The following is a 17,116-nucleotide window of genomic DNA, read 5'->3' as shown; positions in this document are numbered from 1 at the left end:
CCGCTATGGCAAACTGTTCGTATGGCAGAACCCGACGACGAGCTCGACACCGCCCTCACCGCCGTCGGCCCCCGCCTGCGCGAGCTGCGCCGGCAGCGCGAGTCGACGCTCGCCGAGCTGTCCGCGGCCACCGGCATCTCGGTGAGCACCCTGTCCCGGCTGGAGTCCGGCAGCCGCCGCCCCACGCTGGAGCTGCTGCTGCCGCTGGCCCGGGCGCACGGCGTGACCCTCGACGAACTCGTCGGCGCACCGCCCACCGGCGACCCGCGCATCCATCTGCGCCCCGTCACGCGCAACGGCATGACGATGCTCCCGCTGTCCCGCCGCGCCGGCGGCATCCAGGCGTTCAAGCTGATCATCCCGGCCGGCAGCGGACGCCGGGAGCCGGATCCGCGCACCCACGAGGGCTACGAGTGGATGTACGTGATGAACGGCCGGCTGCGCGTCGTGCTCGGCGAACACGACCTGGTACTCGAACCCGGCGAGGCGGCCGAGTTCGACACCCGCGTGCCGCACTGGTTCGGCGCGGCGGACGACGAGCCGGTGGAGTTCCTCAGCCTCTTCGGCGGCCAGGGCGAACGGGCGCACCTGCGCGCCCGCCCGAAGTCGGCGTCCTAGCCCGCGGGTCGCCGGCGACGGCCGTTGTCAGTCCGGCGCGATAGCTTCCGGGGGCATCCTGCGGCACCGATCGAAGGGGGAGCCATGCCCGGCCCTCAGTTGCCCCGGACCACGTCCGGCGACGTGCTGGTGATCTGCACGTACTACCAGGACGGCGCACCCGACTGGGGCGGGCTGCTCCAGCAGATCGAGCGCGGCGCGCTCGTCCCGGACGGCGCCTCCGTCCGGCTGCGCCCCGTCGCCGACGCCGGCTGGGACCACCTGAGCGGCGGGCAGGTGCCCGCGCTCCTCCCGCCCGGCGGGGCCGCCGCGCCCGTCGCGGTCCTGGTGGACATCTCCGGGCAGTACGGGTGGCCGTTGCTGGTGGATCTCGCGGCGATACCGGGGCGCGGGGTCCGGGTGAAGACGGACCTGCTCGGCGAAGCCGTGACCGGCCTGTGCGACGGGACGCTGGTCTTCGACGACCTGGTCCGCGCCATGGACGCGCGCGGTGCGTACCGGGGTGACGCGGGCCGGCCGGCCTTCCCCACGCCGACGACACCGCCGCCGAGGGCCTTCCCCGCCCTGCCCGCGGCGGCGTACGAGGGGGCCACCCTGCTCGTCCGCACCTGGTTCGGGGACGACGACGGCTGGCGCGCCCTGCTGGCCGAGCTGGGCGGGATCGACGCGGAGGGCTGGGTCGGCGCGGACCTCGACCCGGACGACATCGACGTGGACGACTACCCGCTGACGGCGATGGTCGTGGACGATCCCGGCTACGCGGGCCTGCCGCCCGGCGCCGTCCCCGCGCTCCTCCCGCCCGAGGGGCACACCGTGCTGGTCCTGCTGGCCGACGCCCAGACCTTCGCCGGGCCCGGCCGGCCGCTGGTCGCCGTCGACCCCGACGACACACCGGGCCACGTCGCCGTCCTGCCGCTGCGCGAGGCCGGTTCCATGGCCTGCAACCTGGAGATCGCCAACATGGACTTCGCCGACTTCGTCGCCGTGGCGGGCGTGCGGCCGTGGTGGGAGGAGGCGTAGGCGCCGGCCGGCGGGGCTGGGGCTAGGACTGCTCGGTGAGGAACGTCTGCAGCACGGCGGTCAGTTCGGCGGGGGCGTCCTCCTGGACGAGGTGGCCCGCGCCCTCGAACAGCTCCAGCCGGGCGTGCGGGATCAGGGCCGCCAGTTCGTGGGCCTTGGCGACCGGGATCCAGGTGTCCTCCGTGCCCCAGCAGACCAGCGCGGGGAGGTCGACGTCGCCGTAGCGGGGCTGGATCTCGTCGGTGTAGCGCTGGTCGGCCTGGGCGATCTGGCGGTAGAACGCCGGGCGGCCGGCGTCGTCGGTCCAGGGGGCGACGAGGTTGTCGAGGACCGCGGGGTGCAGCCCGGGGCCGCCGGTGGTGGCGACGTACTCGCGGACCAGCGCGGTGTGCAGGACCGCCGGGAGCTGCTCGAAGACGGGCGCGTTGTCCCGTACGAGCCGGAAGAACGGCGAACCCCACGGGGCGAGCGCGACGGGGTCGACCAGGGCCAGCGCGCGGTACGCGGCGCCGTGCAGCAGGTGCGCGCGCAGCGCGACGGCCCCGCCGAAGTCGTGCGCGACGACCAGCGGCCCGTCCAGCCGCCAGTGGTCGAGCAGGTCGGCGAAGACCCGCCCCTGCGCCGCGAGCGAGACGTCCTGCCCGTCGCGCTTCTCCGACTGCCCGTAGCCGGGCATGTCCCAGACGTACACCTCACGCTCCCGCGCCAGCGCGCGGGCGACCGCCCGCCAGGTGTACGACGACCAGGGCGTCCCGTGCAGCAACACCACCGGCCTGCCCCCGGAGGCGTCCGTGCCCGGGCCCAGCCGGTCCCAGCGGACCTCCCCGGCGGAACCGGCGAAGGTCCGCGTCAACTGCCAGTCGCTCATGGCGATCACCCTACGGGAGCCGCCCGCGCCGGGCCCGTCAGAGGCGTTCCGGGGTGCGGATGCCGAGCAGCGACATGCCCGTGTGGAGGGTCCGGGCGGTCAGGGCGCTGAGGAAGAGGCGGTTCTCCACCTGGGCCGGGGTGTCCGCCTTCAGCACCGGGCAGTGCTCGTAGAAGGTCGTGAAGAGCGACGCGAGTTGGTAGAGGTACGCCGCGACCTTGTGCGGCGCGTACTCCTCCGCCGCCTCCGCGACCACCGCCGCGAAGCCGTCCACGTGCAGCCCCAGCGCCCGCTCCGCCGGTGCGAGCGGCAGCTCCGGGTGCGCCGCCGGGACGGCGGCGTCGCCGGCGCGGCGGAGGATGGAGCGGATCCGGGCGTACGCGTACTGGAGGTAGACCGACGTGTCGCCGTGGAGGGACACCATCTGGTCCAGGTCGAACTTGTAGTCCCGGGCCGCGGACGTGGACAGGTCCGCGTACTTCACCGCGCCGACGCCCACCTGCGCGCCGCGCTCCGCGATCTCCGCCTCCGTCAGCGGCGGCACCGCCTTGTCGGCCTTCTCCCGGACGACCGCGGACGCCCGGTCGATCGCCTCGTCGAGCAGGTCCTCCAGCCGTACGGTCGTGCCCGCCCGGGTCTTGAACGGCTTGCCGTCCTTGCCCAGGACCGTGCCGAAGGCGAGCTGCGTCGCCGTCACGTCGCCGTCGAGCCAGCCCATCCGGCGTGCCGTCTCGAAGACCATCCGGAAGTGCAGCGACTGGCGGTGGTCCACGACGTACAGCAGCGTCCGCGCCTTGAGGTGGAAGACCCGGTCGCGGATCGCGGACAGGTCGGTGGCCGCGTAGCCGTAGCCGCCGTCGGACTTGCGCACGATCAGCGGGACCGGCTGGCCGTCCTGGCCCTTGATGTCGTCGAAGAAGACGCACAGCGCGCCCTCGGAGTCGACCGCGACGCCCGCCTCCGCGAGCAGCTCGCAGGTCTCGTCCAGCATGTCGTTGTAGCCGGACTCGCCGACGATGTCGGCGTCCCTGACCTCCATGTCGAGCTTGTCGAAGACGGAGAAGAAGTACAGCTTCGACTCGTCCACGAACCGCTGCCACAGCGCCCGCGTCTCCGGCTCGCCCGACTGCAGCGCGACGACCCGGCGCCGGGACCGCTCCTTGAAGGCGTCGTCGGAGTCGAAGACGGCGCGGGCGGCCTTGTAGAGCCGGTTCAGGTTCGAGGCGGCCTCCTCACCGGAGGCGGCGGCCGCGTCCGTGCCCGCGTGGTCCAGCTCGTGCGGGTGCTCGTCCAGGTACTGGATGAGCATGCCGAACTGCGTGCCCCAGTCGCCGATGTGGTGCCGCCTGACGACGGTCTCGCCGGTGAACTCCAGCAGCCGGACGAGCGCGTCGCCGATGACCGCCGAGCGCAGGTGCCCGACGTGCATCTCCTTCGCGACGTTCGGCTGCGCGTAGTCGACGACGGTCGTGCCGGGGGCGTCCGCGTACGGCACGCCGAGGCGGTCGTCCGCGGCGCGGGCGGCGAGGTTCGACGTGATCGCCGCGTCCGTCACCGTGATGTTGAGGAACCCGGGCCCGGAGACCTCGACCTCGGCGAGCGCGTCGCCCGCGTCGACCCGCGCGGCGACCTGGCCGGCCAGGTCCCGCGGGTTGGCCTTCAGCCGCTTCGCCAGCGCCAGCATCCCGTTGGCCTGGAAGTCCGCCCGGTCGCTGCGTCGCAGCAGGGGGTCCGCGTCCGCCTCCTGCGGCAGTGCTGCCGCGAGGGCGTCCGCGACGCGCTGCCGGACCTGGGTGGCGAGGGACGGGACTGAGGCCATGTTCGTGATCGCCGCTTCCTTCGGGAGGGGTGGAACGGGCCCTCCAGTATCCCATGCAGGACCAAGAGGTTTTGTTTGGGAGAATGGGCCGCGCAAGCGCCGAACAGAGAGGAAGTCAGGACTGTGGGTGCCACCGCCGAGGCCGCCGACTGGGTCTCCCGTTTCGCCGACGAGGTCATCGCCGAGGCGGAGCGTCGCGCCCCCGGCAAACCGGTGGTCTGCGCCTCCGGCCTGTCCCCCTCGGGCCCGATCCACCTGGGCAACCTGCGCGAGGTGATGACGCCGCACCTGGTGGCCGACGAGATCCGCCGCCGCGGCGTCCCCTGCGAGCACCTGATCTCCTGGGACGACTACGACCGCTTCCGCAAGGTGCCCGTCGGCGTCGAGGGCGTCGACGAGTCCTGGGCCGAGCACATCGGCAAGCCGCTGACCTCCGTGCCCGCGCCCAAGGGCAGCCCGTACGCGAGCTGGGCCGCGCACTTCAAGGCGGCCATGGAGGGCGCGCTCGCCGAGATGGGCGTGACGTACCGCGGCATCAGCCAGACGGAGAAGTACACGGCGGGCGCGTACCGCGAGCAGATCCTCTTCGCGATGCGGCACCGCGGCGACATCGACGCGGTCCTCGCCGAGTTCCGCACGAAGCCGAAGCCGAAGCCGCAGAAGCAACAGCAGAAGCCGGTGGACGAGGCCGACTCCGCCGCGGCGCTCGCCGCGGCCGAGGGCTCCGGCGCGGCCGACGAGGACGACGGCCTGACGGCGGGCGGCGCGTACTACCCGTACAAGCCGTACTGCGCGGTCTGCGAGCGCGACCTGACGACCGTCACGGCGTACGACGACGAGACCACCGAGCTGACGTACACCTGCGCCTGCGGCCACGGCGAGACCGTGCGGCTCGCCGAGTTCGACCGCGGCAAGCTGGTGTGGAAGGTCGACTGGCCGATGCGCTGGGCGTACGAGGGCGTGGTCTTCGAGCCCTCCGGCGTCGACCACCACTCGCCCGGCTCCTCCTGGAACGTCGGCGGCGAGCTCGTCGGCATCTTCGGCTGGCAGCGGCCCATCGGGCCGATGTACGCGTTCGTCGGCATCAGCGGCATGGCGAAGATGTCGTCCTCGAAGGGCGGCGTTCCGACGCCCGCCGAGGCGCTGGAGATCATGGAGCCGATGCTGCTGCGCTGGCTGTACGCGCGGCGGCGGCCGAACCAGTCGTTCAAGGTCGCCTTCGACCAGGAGATCCAGCGGACGTACGACGAGTGGGACGCCCTCGCCCGCAAGGTCGGCGCGGGCACGGCGCAGCCGGGGGACGTCGCGGCGTACGAGCGCGCCGCGGGCACCGCCGCCGGGCCGCTGCCGGCGACCCCGCGCCCGCTGCCGTACCGCATGCTCGCCTCGGTGACCGACGTGACCGCGGGTGACGACGAGCAGACCCTGCGGATCCTCGCCGAGGCCGACCCGGAGCGCCCGCTGACGTCGCTGGCGGAGGTGCGGCCGCGGCTGGACAAGGCGGAGCGCTGGATCACCACGCAGGTCCGGGCCGACCAGCGCACGCAGGTGCGCAAGGACGCGGACGCGGAGCTGCTGGCGTCGCTGGGCGCGGACGAGCGGGAGCTGCTGCGGCTGCTGCTGGCGGGGCTCGGCGAGCACTGGTCGCTGGACGGGCTGACGACGCTGCTGTACGGGGTGCCGAAGCTGCGCGCCGGGCTGCCGGCGGACGCGAAGCCGACGCCGGAGCTGAAGACCGAGCAGCGGGCGTTCTTCGCGCTGCTGTACCGGCTGCTGGTGGGCCGCGACACGGGGCCGCGGCTGCCGACGCTGCTGCTGGCGGTCGGGCAGGCGCGGGTGCGGGAGCTGCTGGGCGGCTGAACGGCGCCGCGCACCGCCGGCCGTGCGCCGCCGGGAGGACCGGCGGCGCGGTGCCGGGGGCCGTGGGCGGTCAGCCGATGTCCGGCTGCGGTCCTGCGCCGTCCTGGAGGATGCCGGGGACGGCCTCGGCGGGGTCGAGGGTGTAGTCGTAGAACGCGCGCGGGTCGAACCCGGCGCCGCCGGTCTCCCGGTCGCCCTCGCAGTCGTCGAAGATGTTGCCCCTGCTGACCAGTTGGGCGGCGTCGTCCTTGATGAGGGGGTCGTTGACGCCCTCGAAGTAGCTGTTCTCGATGACGCTGTTGGACGCGCCGCGCGACCAGTTACCGCTGCCGGTGTTCTGCAGGTAGTTGTTGTACAGGTGGGCGTTGGCCACGTTGTCGGTGCTCGGGTTGCGCGAGTTGGTGTCCGAGAACCAGTTGTGGTGGATGGTCATCCGGGCGGTGACGTTGTCGGTCCAGCCGATCCCGAAGGTCTTGTTGTTCTCGTTGATGATGTTCCAGGACACCGTGAGGTTCGTGGTGTCCTTACGGCTGTCGATCAGGCCGTCGTTCATCCGCTCCAGCCGGTTGTGGTCGATCCAGACGTGGTCGGCGGTGTCCATCTGGATGGCGTCGTAGTCGTAGGAGTCGTCGCCGGGGTCGTCGTCGGGCATGCGGGTGTCGCGGATGGTGAGGTTGCGGATGATGACGTTGCTGACACCGGCGCCGAGGAAGAAGCCGCCGCCGACGATCTCGCCGCTCGTGCCGGCGCCGACGATGGTCTTGTCGGAGGCGACGCGGATCTCGTGGCCCTTCTGGGGGTACTGGATCGTGGCGTCGACCCGGATGACGTACGGCTCGGACGCGGTGGCGTACCGGTTGAGGTCCGCGTAGGTGGAGACGGTGACGGTCTGGCCGCCGGCGCCGCCCGTGGTGCCGCCGTCGGTGGCGGCGAAGCCGTCGGGGGTGTCCTGCCAGGCGGTGGGCGCCTCCGCGCCGCCCGCGGGGGTGTGCACGGCGAGCAGGGCGGCGGCGAGGAGGGCGGCCGGCGCGAGGAGCGCGGCCCGGCGCCGGGCCGGCGACATCGGCGATGTCTCGGACATGGGATCACTCCAGCGGTGGTGGTGGGGGGTGCCGTGAGTGAGTCGCCACCGCCGCCGGAAAGGTTGGCGGCGTCAGGCGGTGCCCATGTCCTGGTTGTAGCGCGCCTTCAGCTCGGGGAGGTACGTGCGCAGGTAGGGCTCGCTGAGGGTGCTCCCGTCGGCGTACATGACGCCGTGGACGTCGCGCAGGTAGCGGCCGAACGGGCGCGGGGAGGGGAAGCGGCCCTCGTCCAGCACGAACTGGCGGTAGTAGCCGAAGAGGGCGTCGTCGTACGGCACGCCGTCCGGCAGGCCGACGACCTCGCCGAGGTCGTCGGCGGCGGCGGGCTCGGGTTCGGGCTCCGGCTCCGGCTCGGGGTACGAGGGCGGCGGGGCGACGAAGGACGGCGGCTGCGGCGCGGACCGCGGGTGGCCGTTGACGGCGACGGGGGCGCGCAGGTCGCGGCGGGGCGCGGGGCCGGGGATGGTCGCGACGGGCTCGGGCACGGGCAGCGGCGCGGGTTCCGGCAGGGGGGCGGGCGGCGCCGGCTCGGCGTACGGGGCGGTGGCTGCCGGGGTCGGATACACGGCTTGGGCGGTCGGGGCGGTCGGGGCGGCGTAGGCAGCCTGGGCGGCGTGCGCGGCTTCCGCGGTGGGCACGGCCTGTGCCTGCGGCGCCGCCGCTGCCGTCTGTGCGAGCGGCACGGTCTGCGCGGTCGGCACTTCCTGCGGCGTCTGCGCGGCCTGTGCGGGCTGCGTGACCTGTACGGGCCCGGGCGCCCCGCCCTGCTGTCCCGGCGCTCCGCCGGCGTACTCGCCGGCCTCCCGGGCCTCCCCGGCCGCCGGCCGCCCCGCCGTCAGCTCCGCCTGCGCCGACTGCGGGCGCAGCGGCTTGTCTATGCCCGCCGCCGCCAGCCCTTCCGGCGCCGTCTCCGCCAGCGGCACCCCGTACCGCGCCAGCTTCAGCGGCATGACCGCCTCCACCGGCGCCCGCCGCCGCCATGCCCGCCCGTAGCGGGCGCGCAGCCGGGCGCGGTAGACCATGCGGTCCTGTTCGAGGCGGATGACCTCCTCGTACGACCGCAGCTCCCACAGCTTCATCCGCCGCCAGAGCCGGAACGTGGAGGGGAAGGCCAGCAGCCAGCGCGAGACGCGCACGCCCTCCATGTACTTGTCGGCGGTGATGTCCGCGATCCGCCCGATCGCGTGCCGCGCGGCCTCCACCGCCACCACGAACAGCACCGGGATGATCGCGTGCATCCCGACGCCCAGCGGGTCGGGCCACGCCGCCGCGCCGTTGAACGCGATCGTCGCCGCCGTCAGCAGCCACGCCGCCTGCCGCAGCAGCGGGAAGGGGATCCGTATCCAGGTCAGCAGCAGGTCGAGGGCGAGCAGCACCACGATGCCGGCGTCGATGCCGATGGGGAAGAAGACCGCGAAGTCGCCGAAGCCCTTCTTCTCGGCGAGGTCGCGCACGGCCGCGTAGGACCCGGCGAAGCCGATCGCCGCGATCACCACCGCGCCGAGGATGACGACGGCGATGAGTATGCGGTGCGTCCGGTTCATGCGTATCGCAGGAGCCCTGTCCACGCGCCGTTCCCTCTCCGCTGGCGATCACCGGCCGCCCCGGGGACCGCCCGGAGCCTCGCTAGCCTCGCACGGCTGTACGGGGCTGCGTATGCAGGTTCGGTCACTTGACCGCGGTCAGCGCCTCTTTGGTCGCCTTCTCCGCGTCCTTCAGCAGGTCGGCGGACTTGGGCTGATCCGAGCCCTGGAAGCCGGCGCCGTGGTAGTTGACCGTGACGACGACGTTTTCGTGCAGGGAGACGACCGTCTGCTTGACGTAGTCCTGCTTGTCCTCGGTCGTCTCGTACGTGAACTCCGTGGCCTTCTGTCCCAGTCCGGTGGGGGCGGAGGACTTCATGCCCTTGGCGCCCTCGGTGGCCTCGGTGGCCGCGACCTGCTTGCCGTAGTACTCGTCGGCGCGGTCGGCGCCGCTGCCGACGGCCGGGTCGGAGTCGTAGCGCTGGTAGGAGACGTCGAGCCAGCGCCACTGGTAGCCCTTGAGGCCGGTCCAGGAGCAACTGCTGCGCTGGGAGGTGTCGGCGGACTTCCCCGCGGTGCCTGTGGTGCTCTTCGCGCCCGGCACCAGGTCCTTGATGCTGTCCTTGGCGAGCGCGTCGCAGGGGTCGGGCAGCTCGCTGAACTTCGCCGGCGCGACCTGCGGTTCGCTGCTCTCCGCGGAGGGCGCGGAGCTGTCCGACCTGCCGCTGTCGCCGCCGTCGTCGCCGGAGGAACAGCCGGCGGTGACGAGTATCAGGGGCACGGCCGCGGCGGCCAGGGCTCGGGGGATGCGGGTCGTAGAGCGGTGCATGGGTCCTTCATCACTCGGTCGTTGGGCGGCCCGCGAGCGGGGCACGACGCCCTGGGCCCGGCGCCTGGCGGGGCGCCGGCTTGCGAGCGTACCCGCCGCCGCTGACGGCGGCCGGGCGGTTCCGGCGGTTCGGGGCGTCAGCCGGCGAGCTGGTCGGCGAGCTGGTCGGCCACCTGCTGGGCGCGCTCTTGCAGCTCAGCGCTGTCCGGCGGCTCGCTGCCCGCGGTGTGCCACTGGTCGTACGTGACGGTCACCACGACGTTCGACGTGCGGAACACCACTGTCACCGCGCGCTGCACCCCGGCTCCGGCGCCCGCGGTCTCGTCGTCGAGGAACGACTCGTCGCCGATGTCGTCGAGGAGGCGGGGGGCGATGGTCTCGGCCGGGCCGGAACCGGCGTCGGGGGAGTCGGTGGCGTCGGCGCTGCCGTCCGTGCTGCCGGCGGTGGCGTCGTCCGTGCTGCCGTTCGGGGTCTCCTCCGCACTCTCGCCGCCCGCCTCCGCGCTGCTCTCGCCCGGCTGCGGGTCGTCCGTCGCGCCGGAGTCCGGGCTGCCGCCGCCCGTGGCGGGGGCGACCCCCGAGGCGTCGCCGGTCGTGCCCTTGTCCGGCAGGTCGGGCGCGTCGCTGCTCACGTCGACGTCGTGCTCCCCGGCCCGCTCTGCGTAGATCTGGGCGGCCTGCTCGTCGTCGCTGACCTCGTCGTCGTACGACACGATCCGCTCGAACTGCAATCCCAGCTTGTGGCCGCCCTCGGTGGTCTCCCGCTCCCAGCGGCAGCCCACCTGCCGGTCCGCGTCGTACGTGAGGTCCGGCTCGCCCGCGAGGGCCTCCTCGGCGGCGTCCTCGGTGGCGTCCTCGGTCTCCTCGTCCGCCCCCGGCAGCAGGTCCGCCAGCGTCCCGGTGCTCAGCGCCGTGCACGGCTCGGGCAGCGAGCTGTACTTCCCCGACGGCACCGTCGCGGAGCTGGCGCCGGCGCCGCCGGTCAGGCTGTCGACCGCGCCGGTGCTCTCGTCGGAGCCGGTGCAGCCGGCCAGCGCGACCGCGAGCACGGCGGCCGTCGTGACGGCCTGCACGAGTGCCCTTCGCTGCACGGGAGAAGTCTCCTTCCGACTCCAGGACATGGTGCCGCCCGCGGGTGGCGGACGACCACCATGTTTATCGCACGTCTTGCCGCTTCGTTCGCTCGGGTGTCCGCCGTAAGGCGGTTGACCCGCTTATCTTGTCGCATGAGCGCGGCGGACGGGTACGCCGTGGCTCACCGCGCGCTGGGGGCGGGGATGTTCCAGCCGAGCAGGACGGGCCGGTCGTGCTCCGTGCCGAGGACGGACAGGGTGGCGGTCTCCAGCCGGTACAGCGCGCCCGCGGACGGATGCTGGCCCAGCCGGCGGGCGGTGAGGACGCGCAGGACGTGCCCGTGCGCGACGAGCAGCACGTCGCCCTCCGCGTCGTGCCGCGCCGCGTCGGCGACGGCCAGCACCTCGTCGCAGCGGTGCCCGACCGCCGCCAGCGTCTCCCCGGGGTGGCCGGGGCCGCCCGCCGGTACGCCGTCGCGCCACAGGTCCCAGCCGGGGCGCTCGGCGCGGATCTCCGGGGTGGTCAGGCCCTCGTAGCCGCCGTAGTCCCACTCCTGCAGCCGCGGCTCCAGCACCGTGCCCCGGCCGCCGGGCAGCGCCAGCTCCGCCGTACGCACCGTGCGCCGCAGGGGGCTGCACAGCACCGTGGCGATGCGCCGCCCCGCGAGCACCGGGGCCAGCGCGCGGGCCTGGTCCTCGCCGACGTCCGTCAGCGGCAGGTCCGTACGGCCGGTGTGGCGGCCGTCGCGGCTCCACTCGGTCTCGCCGTGCCGTACGAGCAGCAGGTCACCCATGGGGGGCCGTGCCTCCTTCGCTCTCCGCGGCGTCCAGCGCCTCGTCCAGGGTCAGTGCGGCCATGATCAGCGCGAGGTGCGTGAACGCCTGCGGGAAGTTGCCGAGTTGCTCGCCGGTGGGGCCGATCTCCTCGGCGAACAGGCCCACGTGGTTGGCGTACGTGAGCATCTTCTCGAACGCGTAGCGGGCCCGGTCGACGTGCCCGGCGCCGGCGAGGGCGGACACGTACAGGAAGCTGCACAGCGAGAACGTGCCCTCGCTGCCGCGCAGCCCGTCGGGGGCGGCGGACGGGTCGTAGCGGTGCACGAGGCTGTCGGTGACCAGCTCCGCCTCCATCGCCCGCAGCGTGGAGAGCCAGCGCGGCTCGCGCGCCGCCGCGAAGCCGACCCGGGGCATCAGCAGCAGCGAGGCGTCGAGCACCTCACTGCCGTAGTGCTGGACGAACGCCTGCCGCCGGGTGCTGTAGCCGCGCTCCATCACCTGCTCGAAGATCGCGTCCCGCGCGGCGGTCCAGCGGGCGACGTCGCCCGGGCGGGCGAGGTCGGCGGCCATGCGGACCCCGCGCTCGAAGGCGACCCAGCACATCAGGCGGCTGTACGTGAAGTCCTGGCGCCCGCCGCGGGTCTCCCAGATGCCCTCGTCCGGGCGGTCCCAGTGGTCGGAGAGCCAGTCGAGGAGGGCGGCGAGGTAGCGCCAGGAGTCGTAGCCGGCGTGTCCCGCGGTGTCGCTGGCCTGGGCGAGGGCGTAGACGGCCTCGCCGTAGATGTCGAGCTGGAGCTGGTCGGCGGCGGCGTTGCCGGCGCGGACGGGCGCGGAGCCGCGGTAGCCCTCCCAGTGCGGCAGGGTCTCCTCGGGCAGGTGGGGGTCGCCGTCGACGCGGTACATGACCTGCAGCGGCTCGCCGGTGACGGTGCCGCGGCGGACGTTCCCGGGGGTGCCGCCGCCGGCGGCTTCCGCCCGGGCCCCCTCGTGGCCGGCGACGAGGCGCTCGCCGAGCCAGAGCCGGTAGGCGTCGGCCTCGGCGGCGTAGCCGAGGTCGAGGAGGGCGCGTACGGACAGGGAGGCGTCGCGGATCCAGGTGTAGCGGTAGTCCCAGTTCCGCTCGCCGCCGATCTGCTCCGGCAGCCCCATCGTGGCGGCGGCCACGGGCGCGCCGGTCGGGGCGTACATCAGCAGCTTCAGCGTGATCGCGGAGCGGGTGACCACCTCGCGCCAGCGGCCCCGGTACGTGCAGCGGGAGGTCCAGCGGTGCCAGTACGAGCGCACCGCGTCCAGCTCCCGGTGCACGCCCTGCTCGTACGCGGCCGGGGGCGGCTCGGCGCCGGGGGCGCTCAGGGTGAACACCGCGGCGGCGGGGCGGCCCGGCGCCAGGTCCAGCACGGCGCGCACGTCCTCGCCGTCCCGGGTCAGCCCGTGGACGGGGCCGAGGAGCTGGAGGTGGCCGTCGCCGGTGGCCGAGCGGAAGCGGGCGGTGCGCCCGTCGACTTCGAGCCGGTGCGGGTCGCGGCCGTAGTCGAAGCGGGGGCTGCAGTCCAGCGTGAAGCGCATCCGGCCGCGCAGGGCCCGTACCAGCCGGATCACCCGGTGCCTGTCCGTGGCCTGCTCGGGGTGGTCCACCGGCATGAAGTCCAGCACCTCGCCGATGCCCTCGGTGGACAGGAAGCGGGTGACGAGGACGGCCGTGCCGGGCAGGTAGATCTGGCGCGTGACGGCGTCGGAGGCGTCGGCGGTGACGCCGAAGCGCCCGCCGCGCTCGTGGTCGAGGAGCGCGCCGAAGACGCTGGGGGAGTCGAAGCGCGGCGAGCACAGCCAGTCGACCACGCCCTCGGCGGAGACCAGCGCGACGGTCTGCAGGTCTCCGATGATGCCGTGGTCCGCGATCGGCGGATACGGGCCCGGGGTCACGACGGCACTTCCTTCCCCTGGCGGCGGCGATACGACGACTCTCCCGCCCCGCGCGCGCGACGGCCGCCGCGGCGCGGCCGTTCGGGTGCCCGCCCGGAGGGTTTTTACGGCTCCCGGTGCACCTTGTAGTTCGCGGCCTGCGCGCGGGGGCGTACGACCAGCAGGTCGACGTTCACGTGCGCCGGGCGGGTCACCGCCCAGGTGATCGTGTCCGCCACGTCGTCCGCCGTCAGCGGCTCCTTCACGCCGGCGTACACGGCGGCGGCCTTCTCCTCGTCGCCGCGCATCCTGGTCACCGCGAAGCCCTCGGTGCGCGTCATCCCCGGCGCGATCTCGATGACCCGCACGGGCCGGCCGTTCAGCTCCAGCCGCAGGGTGGCGGCGACGCTGTGCTCGGCGAACTTCGCGGCGACGTAGCCCCCGCCGCCCTCGTAGACGGCGTGGCCGGCGGTCGAGGTGACGATGACGACCGTGCCGTCGCCGGAGGCGACGAGGGCGGGCAGCAGCGCCTGGGTGAGGTGGAGCGTGCCGATGACGTTCACCTCGTACATCGCCCGCCAGTCGGCCGGGTCGCCGGCCTCGACCTGCTCGGTGCCGAGCGCCCCGCCGGCGTTGTTGACGAGGACGTCACAGCGGTCGAGCCAGGCCGCGAAGGCGTCCACGGCGGCGCGGTCGGTGACGTCCAGCGCGTACGCGGTGGCGGCGTGCCCGGCGGCGGTCAGCTCGGCCGCGAGCGCGTCGATACGGTCCTTGCGGCGGGCGGTGAGGACGACGTGGTGGCCGGCGGCGGCGAGCTGACGGGCCGTGGCCGCGCCGATGCCGCTGCTCGCTCCGGTGACGACTGCGGTAGGCATACGGCCCAGGATAAGCAGGTCGGCGGGGGTGCGGGCGGGGCGGGGTGCGGGGGTGCGGGCTGCGGATTCCAGGTGAGCACAAGGTTCCTGCCAGGTCGGTCGAGCAGTCTGTGGCGACTTGCGTCCGACGACGAGAGGACCGTACAGATGATCACGCTCCTGGAGCACGAGGCGAGCACCGTCCCGGCCACCGCGAAGAACACGCCGGGCGTCAGCGGTCGCCGCCGGTCCGTCCGCCCCCCGGCGACGGCGAAGTCCGCGCCGGCCACCGGCGCCGCGGCACAGCCGCCCGGCTGCACGCGGAACTCCGCGCGGGGCTCGGCGTCGAGCGCGTCACGCTCGCGGTGCGGACCGAGGCGGAGGCGGCTCCGGCGCACGCCGCCTACGCCGCGTGGGGCTATCACCGGGTCGGCCGCTGGCGGCCGGCGGACGACAAGCCCGCCTCCGACATCATGCTGCTGGCCCTGTGAACGCCACGGACCCCCGTGACCCGCCGCCCCGGAGCGGGCTGCTGCGGGAGCGGGGGTTCCGCCTGTACTGGACCGCGCAGACCACCTCCCTGGCCGGCGACGAGATCACGATCCTGGCGGTCCCGCTCGCCGCCGTGCTGCTGCTCGACGCCGGCCCCACCGAGATGGGCTGGCTCACCGCCGTCGCCCTGCTGCCCTCACTCCTGCTGTCGATCCCCGGCGGCGCCTGGGCGGACCGGCAGGCGAACCGGCGCCGCGCGATGATCGTCGCGGACCTCGGCCGGTTCGCGGCCGTCGCCTCCGTCCCGCTGGCGTACGCGGCCGGCGCGCTGACGATGACGCACCTGTACGTGACCGAGTTCGCCGTCGGCGCCCTCACCGTGCTCTTCCGCGTCTGCAACCACCACGTCTACGCGTCCGTGCTCGCCCCGGAGCGGTTCGTCGACGGCAACGCGCTGCTCTCCGGCAGCCGGTCGGCCGCCGCGGTCGCCGGTCCCGGCGGGGGCGGCGCGCTGGTCCAGGCGCTGACGGCCCCCTTCGCGCTGCTCCTCGACGCGGTGACGTATCTGGTGTCGGCCGCGTGCCTGGGGCGTATCACGGCCACCGAGGCGCCGCCCGCACGCAGCGGGGGCAGCGGGCTGACGGACGGGCTGCGCTGGGTGACGGCCCACCGCACCCCCAGCCTGCTGATCGCCGGGGTCGCGACGCTGAGTCTGTTCAACACGCTGCTGGTGACGCTGTTCGTGCTGTACGCGACCGACGAGCTGGGCCTGTCTCCCGGGCTGCTGGGGCTGGTCTTCGCCATGGCCGGGCTCGGCGGCCTGGCCGGCGCGTACCTCGCGCCGCGCGTGGTGCGGCGGACCGGGCTCGGCCCGGCCGTCATCGCCGGCTTCGCCGGATTCAGCCTGCCGCTGCCGCTCGTGCCGCTCGCGGACGGCCCGACGCCGCTGGTGGTCACCGTGCTGGCCGCCTCCCTGTTCGCCTCCGGGTGCGGGGTCGCGGTGCTGGACATCGCGGCCAACAGCTACCTGATCGCCGTCATCCCGTCCACGCTGCGCTCCCGGGTGATGGGGGTGATCCAGACGTCCAACTTCGGCGTACGTCCCGTCGGGGCCGTGCTCGCCGGCACCCTGGGCGCGGCCATCGGCCTGCGGCCGACGATGTGGCTGGGCACCGTAGGCGCCGTGCTGAGCGTCCTGTGGCTCCTCCCGTCCGGGCTGCGGTACGTCCGGGCGCTGCCGACCACCCCCGACACGCCGGCGAAGGTCCCCGCGGACTGAGTCCGGTGCGCCCGGCCGCTGCCGCCGCGCGCCCGCCGGTGCGCGGCGCGAGCCGGGCCGTGCACCCGTCCACGGCGTCAGACGGGCTGCACAGCCGCGGTCCCGGCGTGCGAGGCTGTGAGCTGCAGAACTCGCGGAACGTGCGGAGTCCGCGGACGGCGGGCCGGAAGGGGTGCCGGATGTATCTGGTCGCGGGTGCGGGCGGCAACGTCGGGTCCGAGGTGGTCAGGGCGCTGGCCGAGCAGGGCGCCGAGGTCCGCGCGCTCAGCCGCGGCGGCGCGCTGCCCGGGCTGCCGCCGCGCGCCACCGCCGTGGCCGGCGACCTGGACGACCCCGAGTCGCTCGCCGGGCCCCTCGACGGCGTCGACGGCGTCTTCCTGCTCCCCGGCTACCGCGACATGCCCGGCCTCCTCGCCCAGGTCGTCCGCGCCGGAGTGGGCCGCGTCGCGCTGCTGTCCGGGCGCTCCGCCGCCAGCGGCGACATGGGCAACGCCGTCACCGCGTACATGGTCCGCTCCGAGGAGGCCGTCCGCGCAGCCGGCATCCCCTGGACCGTCGTCCGCCCCAGCGCCTTCGCCGCCAACGCCCTGCGCTGGCAGTCGCAGTTGCGCACCGGCGACGTGGTGCGCGGCCCGTTCGCCGACGTGCCGGTCGCCTGCATCGACCCGTACGACGTCGGCGAGGTCGTCGCCGACACGCTCCTCGGCGACGGCCACGAGGGCAGGGTCTACGAGCTGTCCGGCCCCGAGCCGCTGCTGCCCGGCGAGCAGGTGACCGTCCTCGGCGACGTGCTGGACCGGCCGCTGCGCTTCGAGGGGCTGGACGACGCGACGGCGCGCGCGGAGATGGCGGCGGCGATGCCGCGCGCGTACGTCGACGCCTTCTTCGACTTCTACCGCGGCGGCGCGCTGGACGAGTCGCCGGTGCTGCCGACGGTGTACGACATCACGGGGCGGGAGCCGCGGACGTTCGAGCAGTGGGCCCAGACCCACGCCGACGCCTTCGCCGCCTGACCGCTGCCGCCCGACCGGGCTTCCGCCCGATCCCGTCCGCCTTTCCGCGCCCCGGCGATGAGTTTTCGTGCATCACACAGTCAGTACCGGTAGCGGGTGCGGTGAAG

14 protein-coding genes and 1 pseudogene are annotated in these 17,116 nt (G+C 74.2%); 6 read left to right on the top strand and 9 right to left on the bottom strand.

Annotated features, from left to right (window positions below):
* The first annotated feature begins 21 nt into the window (after positions 1 to 21).
* A complete protein-coding gene (locus tag O7599_RS16130; protein ID WP_281622848.1) occupies positions 22 to 618 on the top strand; it encodes an XRE family transcriptional regulator in 597 nt (198 codons plus the stop codon).
* A gap of 84 nt (positions 619 to 702) precedes the next feature.
* On the top strand, positions 703 to 1,638 hold the full coding sequence (locus tag O7599_RS16125; protein ID WP_281622847.1) for a hypothetical protein: 936 nt from the start codon (positions 703 to 705) through the stop codon (positions 1,636 to 1,638).
* A 22-nt stretch (positions 1,639 to 1,660) separates the two neighbouring features.
* On the opposite strand, the gene O7599_RS16120 is transcribed toward O7599_RS16125, so the two are convergent.
* Both O7599_RS16120 and argS read right to left on the bottom strand, forming a co-directional pair.
* Positions 1,661 to 2,506 (bottom strand): alpha/beta fold hydrolase, encoded by an 846-nt coding sequence (locus O7599_RS16120; protein ID WP_281622846.1) that lies wholly within the window; start codon positions 2,504 to 2,506, stop codon positions 1,661 to 1,663.
* Between the two features lie 37 nt (positions 2,507 to 2,543).
* Positions 2,544 to 4,325, bottom strand: a complete 1,782-nt coding sequence (argS, locus tag O7599_RS16115) for an arginine--tRNA ligase (protein WP_281622845.1) — start codon at positions 4,323 to 4,325, stop codon at positions 2,544 to 2,546.
* A 123-nt stretch (positions 4,326 to 4,448) separates the two neighbouring features.
* Between argS and lysS the strand changes: the two genes are divergently transcribed.
* On the top strand, positions 4,449 to 6,185 hold the full coding sequence (gene lysS, locus O7599_RS16110) for a lysine--tRNA ligase (RefSeq protein WP_281622844.1): 1,737 nt from the start codon (positions 4,449 to 4,451) through the stop codon (positions 6,183 to 6,185).
* A gap of 70 nt (positions 6,186 to 6,255) precedes the next feature.
* Here lysS and O7599_RS16105 read toward each other — a convergent pair whose 3' ends face one another.
* From O7599_RS16105 to O7599_RS16075, 7 genes are all read right to left on the bottom strand, one after another.
* Positions 6,256 to 7,266, bottom strand: a complete 1,011-nt coding sequence (locus O7599_RS16105) for a right-handed parallel beta-helix repeat-containing protein (protein WP_281622843.1) — start codon at positions 7,264 to 7,266, stop codon at positions 6,256 to 6,258.
* A gap of 72 nt (positions 7,267 to 7,338) precedes the next feature.
* On the bottom strand, positions 7,339 to 8,811 hold the full coding sequence (locus tag O7599_RS16100) for a DUF2637 domain-containing protein (protein WP_281623403.1): 1,473 nt from the start codon (positions 8,809 to 8,811) through the stop codon (positions 7,339 to 7,341).
* 124 nt (positions 8,812 to 8,935) lie between these two features.
* A complete protein-coding gene (locus O7599_RS16095; RefSeq protein WP_281622842.1) occupies positions 8,936 to 9,619 on the bottom strand; it encodes a DUF3558 domain-containing protein in 684 nt (227 codons plus the stop codon).
* 137 nt (positions 9,620 to 9,756) lie between these two features.
* Positions 9,757 to 10,710 (bottom strand): hypothetical protein, encoded by a 954-nt coding sequence (locus tag O7599_RS16090; RefSeq protein ID WP_281622841.1) that lies wholly within the window; start codon positions 10,708 to 10,710, stop codon positions 9,757 to 9,759.
* Between the two features lie 164 nt (positions 10,711 to 10,874).
* On the bottom strand, positions 10,875 to 11,486 hold the full coding sequence (locus O7599_RS16085) for a histidine phosphatase family protein (RefSeq protein ID WP_281622840.1): 612 nt from the start codon (positions 11,484 to 11,486) through the stop codon (positions 10,875 to 10,877).
* A complete protein-coding gene (locus tag O7599_RS16080) occupies positions 11,479 to 13,392 on the bottom strand; it encodes a glycoside hydrolase family 15 protein (protein ID WP_281622839.1) in 1,914 nt (637 codons plus the stop codon). The genes O7599_RS16085 and O7599_RS16080 overlap by 8 nt, the downstream gene beginning before the upstream one ends.
* Positions 13,393 to 13,496: 104 nt before the next feature.
* Positions 13,497 to 14,246 (bottom strand): SDR family NAD(P)-dependent oxidoreductase, encoded by a 750-nt coding sequence (locus O7599_RS16075; protein WP_281622838.1) that lies wholly within the window; start codon positions 14,244 to 14,246, stop codon positions 13,497 to 13,499.
* Positions 14,247 to 14,515: 269 nt separating this feature from the next.
* Here O7599_RS16075 and O7599_RS16070 point away from each other — a divergent pair.
* The 3 genes and pseudogenes from O7599_RS16070 to O7599_RS16060 all read left to right on the top strand — a co-directional run.
* Positions 14,516 to 14,716 (top strand): annotated as a pseudogene (locus O7599_RS16070) (GNAT family N-acetyltransferase); the annotation flags it as partial.
* Positions 14,713 to 15,996 carry an MFS transporter gene (locus tag O7599_RS16065; RefSeq protein ID WP_281622837.1) on the top strand — a complete coding sequence of 428 codons (1,284 nt, stop codon included), beginning with the start codon at positions 14,713 to 14,715 and terminating at the stop codon, positions 15,994 to 15,996. The pseudogene O7599_RS16070 and the gene O7599_RS16065, both read left to right, overlap by 4 nt.
* A gap of 179 nt (positions 15,997 to 16,175) precedes the next feature.
* A complete protein-coding gene (locus O7599_RS16060; RefSeq protein ID WP_281622836.1) occupies positions 16,176 to 17,009 on the top strand; it encodes an NAD(P)H-binding protein in 834 nt (277 codons plus the stop codon).
* Positions 17,010 to 17,116: the final 107 nt, after the last annotated feature.

The organism is Streptomyces sp. WMMC500, from assembly GCF_027497195.1.
In the GTDB taxonomy this organism is placed as follows: Bacteria; Actinomycetota; Actinomycetes; order Streptomycetales; family Streptomycetaceae; genus Streptomyces.
The sequence above is the reverse complement of the archived record's forward strand: the minus strand, read 5'-3'. Positions and strand labels throughout refer to the sequence as shown.

Coding starts and splice junctions, on each gene's coding strand:
- O7599_RS16130 (WP_281622848.1), top strand. CDS start 22: ATGGCAGAACCCGACGACGAGCTCGACACCGCCCTCACCGCCGTCGGC.
- O7599_RS16125 (WP_281622847.1), top strand. CDS start 703: ATGCCCGGCCCTCAGTTGCCCCGGACCACGTCCGGCGACGTGCTGGTG.
- O7599_RS16120 (WP_281622846.1), bottom strand. CDS start 2,506: ATGAGCGACTGGCAGTTGACGCGGACCTTCGCCGGTTCCGCCGGGGAG.
- argS (WP_281622845.1), bottom strand. CDS start 4,325: ATGGCCTCAGTCCCGTCCCTCGCCACCCAGGTCCGGCAGCGCGTCGCG.
- O7599_RS16105 (WP_281622843.1), bottom strand. CDS start 7,266: ATGTCCGAGACATCGCCGATGTCGCCGGCCCGGCGCCGGGCCGCGCTC.
- O7599_RS16100 (WP_281623403.1), bottom strand. CDS start 8,811: ATGAACCGGACGCACCGCATACTCATCGCCGTCGTCATCCTCGGCGCG.
- O7599_RS16095 (WP_281622842.1), bottom strand. CDS start 9,619: ATGCACCGCTCTACGACCCGCATCCCCCGAGCCCTGGCCGCCGCGGCC.
- O7599_RS16085 (WP_281622840.1), bottom strand. CDS start 11,486: ATGGGTGACCTGCTGCTCGTACGGCACGGCGAGACCGAGTGGAGCCGC.
- O7599_RS16075 (WP_281622838.1), bottom strand. CDS start 14,246: ATGCCTACCGCAGTCGTCACCGGAGCGAGCAGCGGCATCGGCGCGGCC.
- O7599_RS16060 (WP_281622836.1), top strand. CDS start 16,176: ATGTATCTGGTCGCGGGTGCGGGCGGCAACGTCGGGTCCGAGGTGGTC.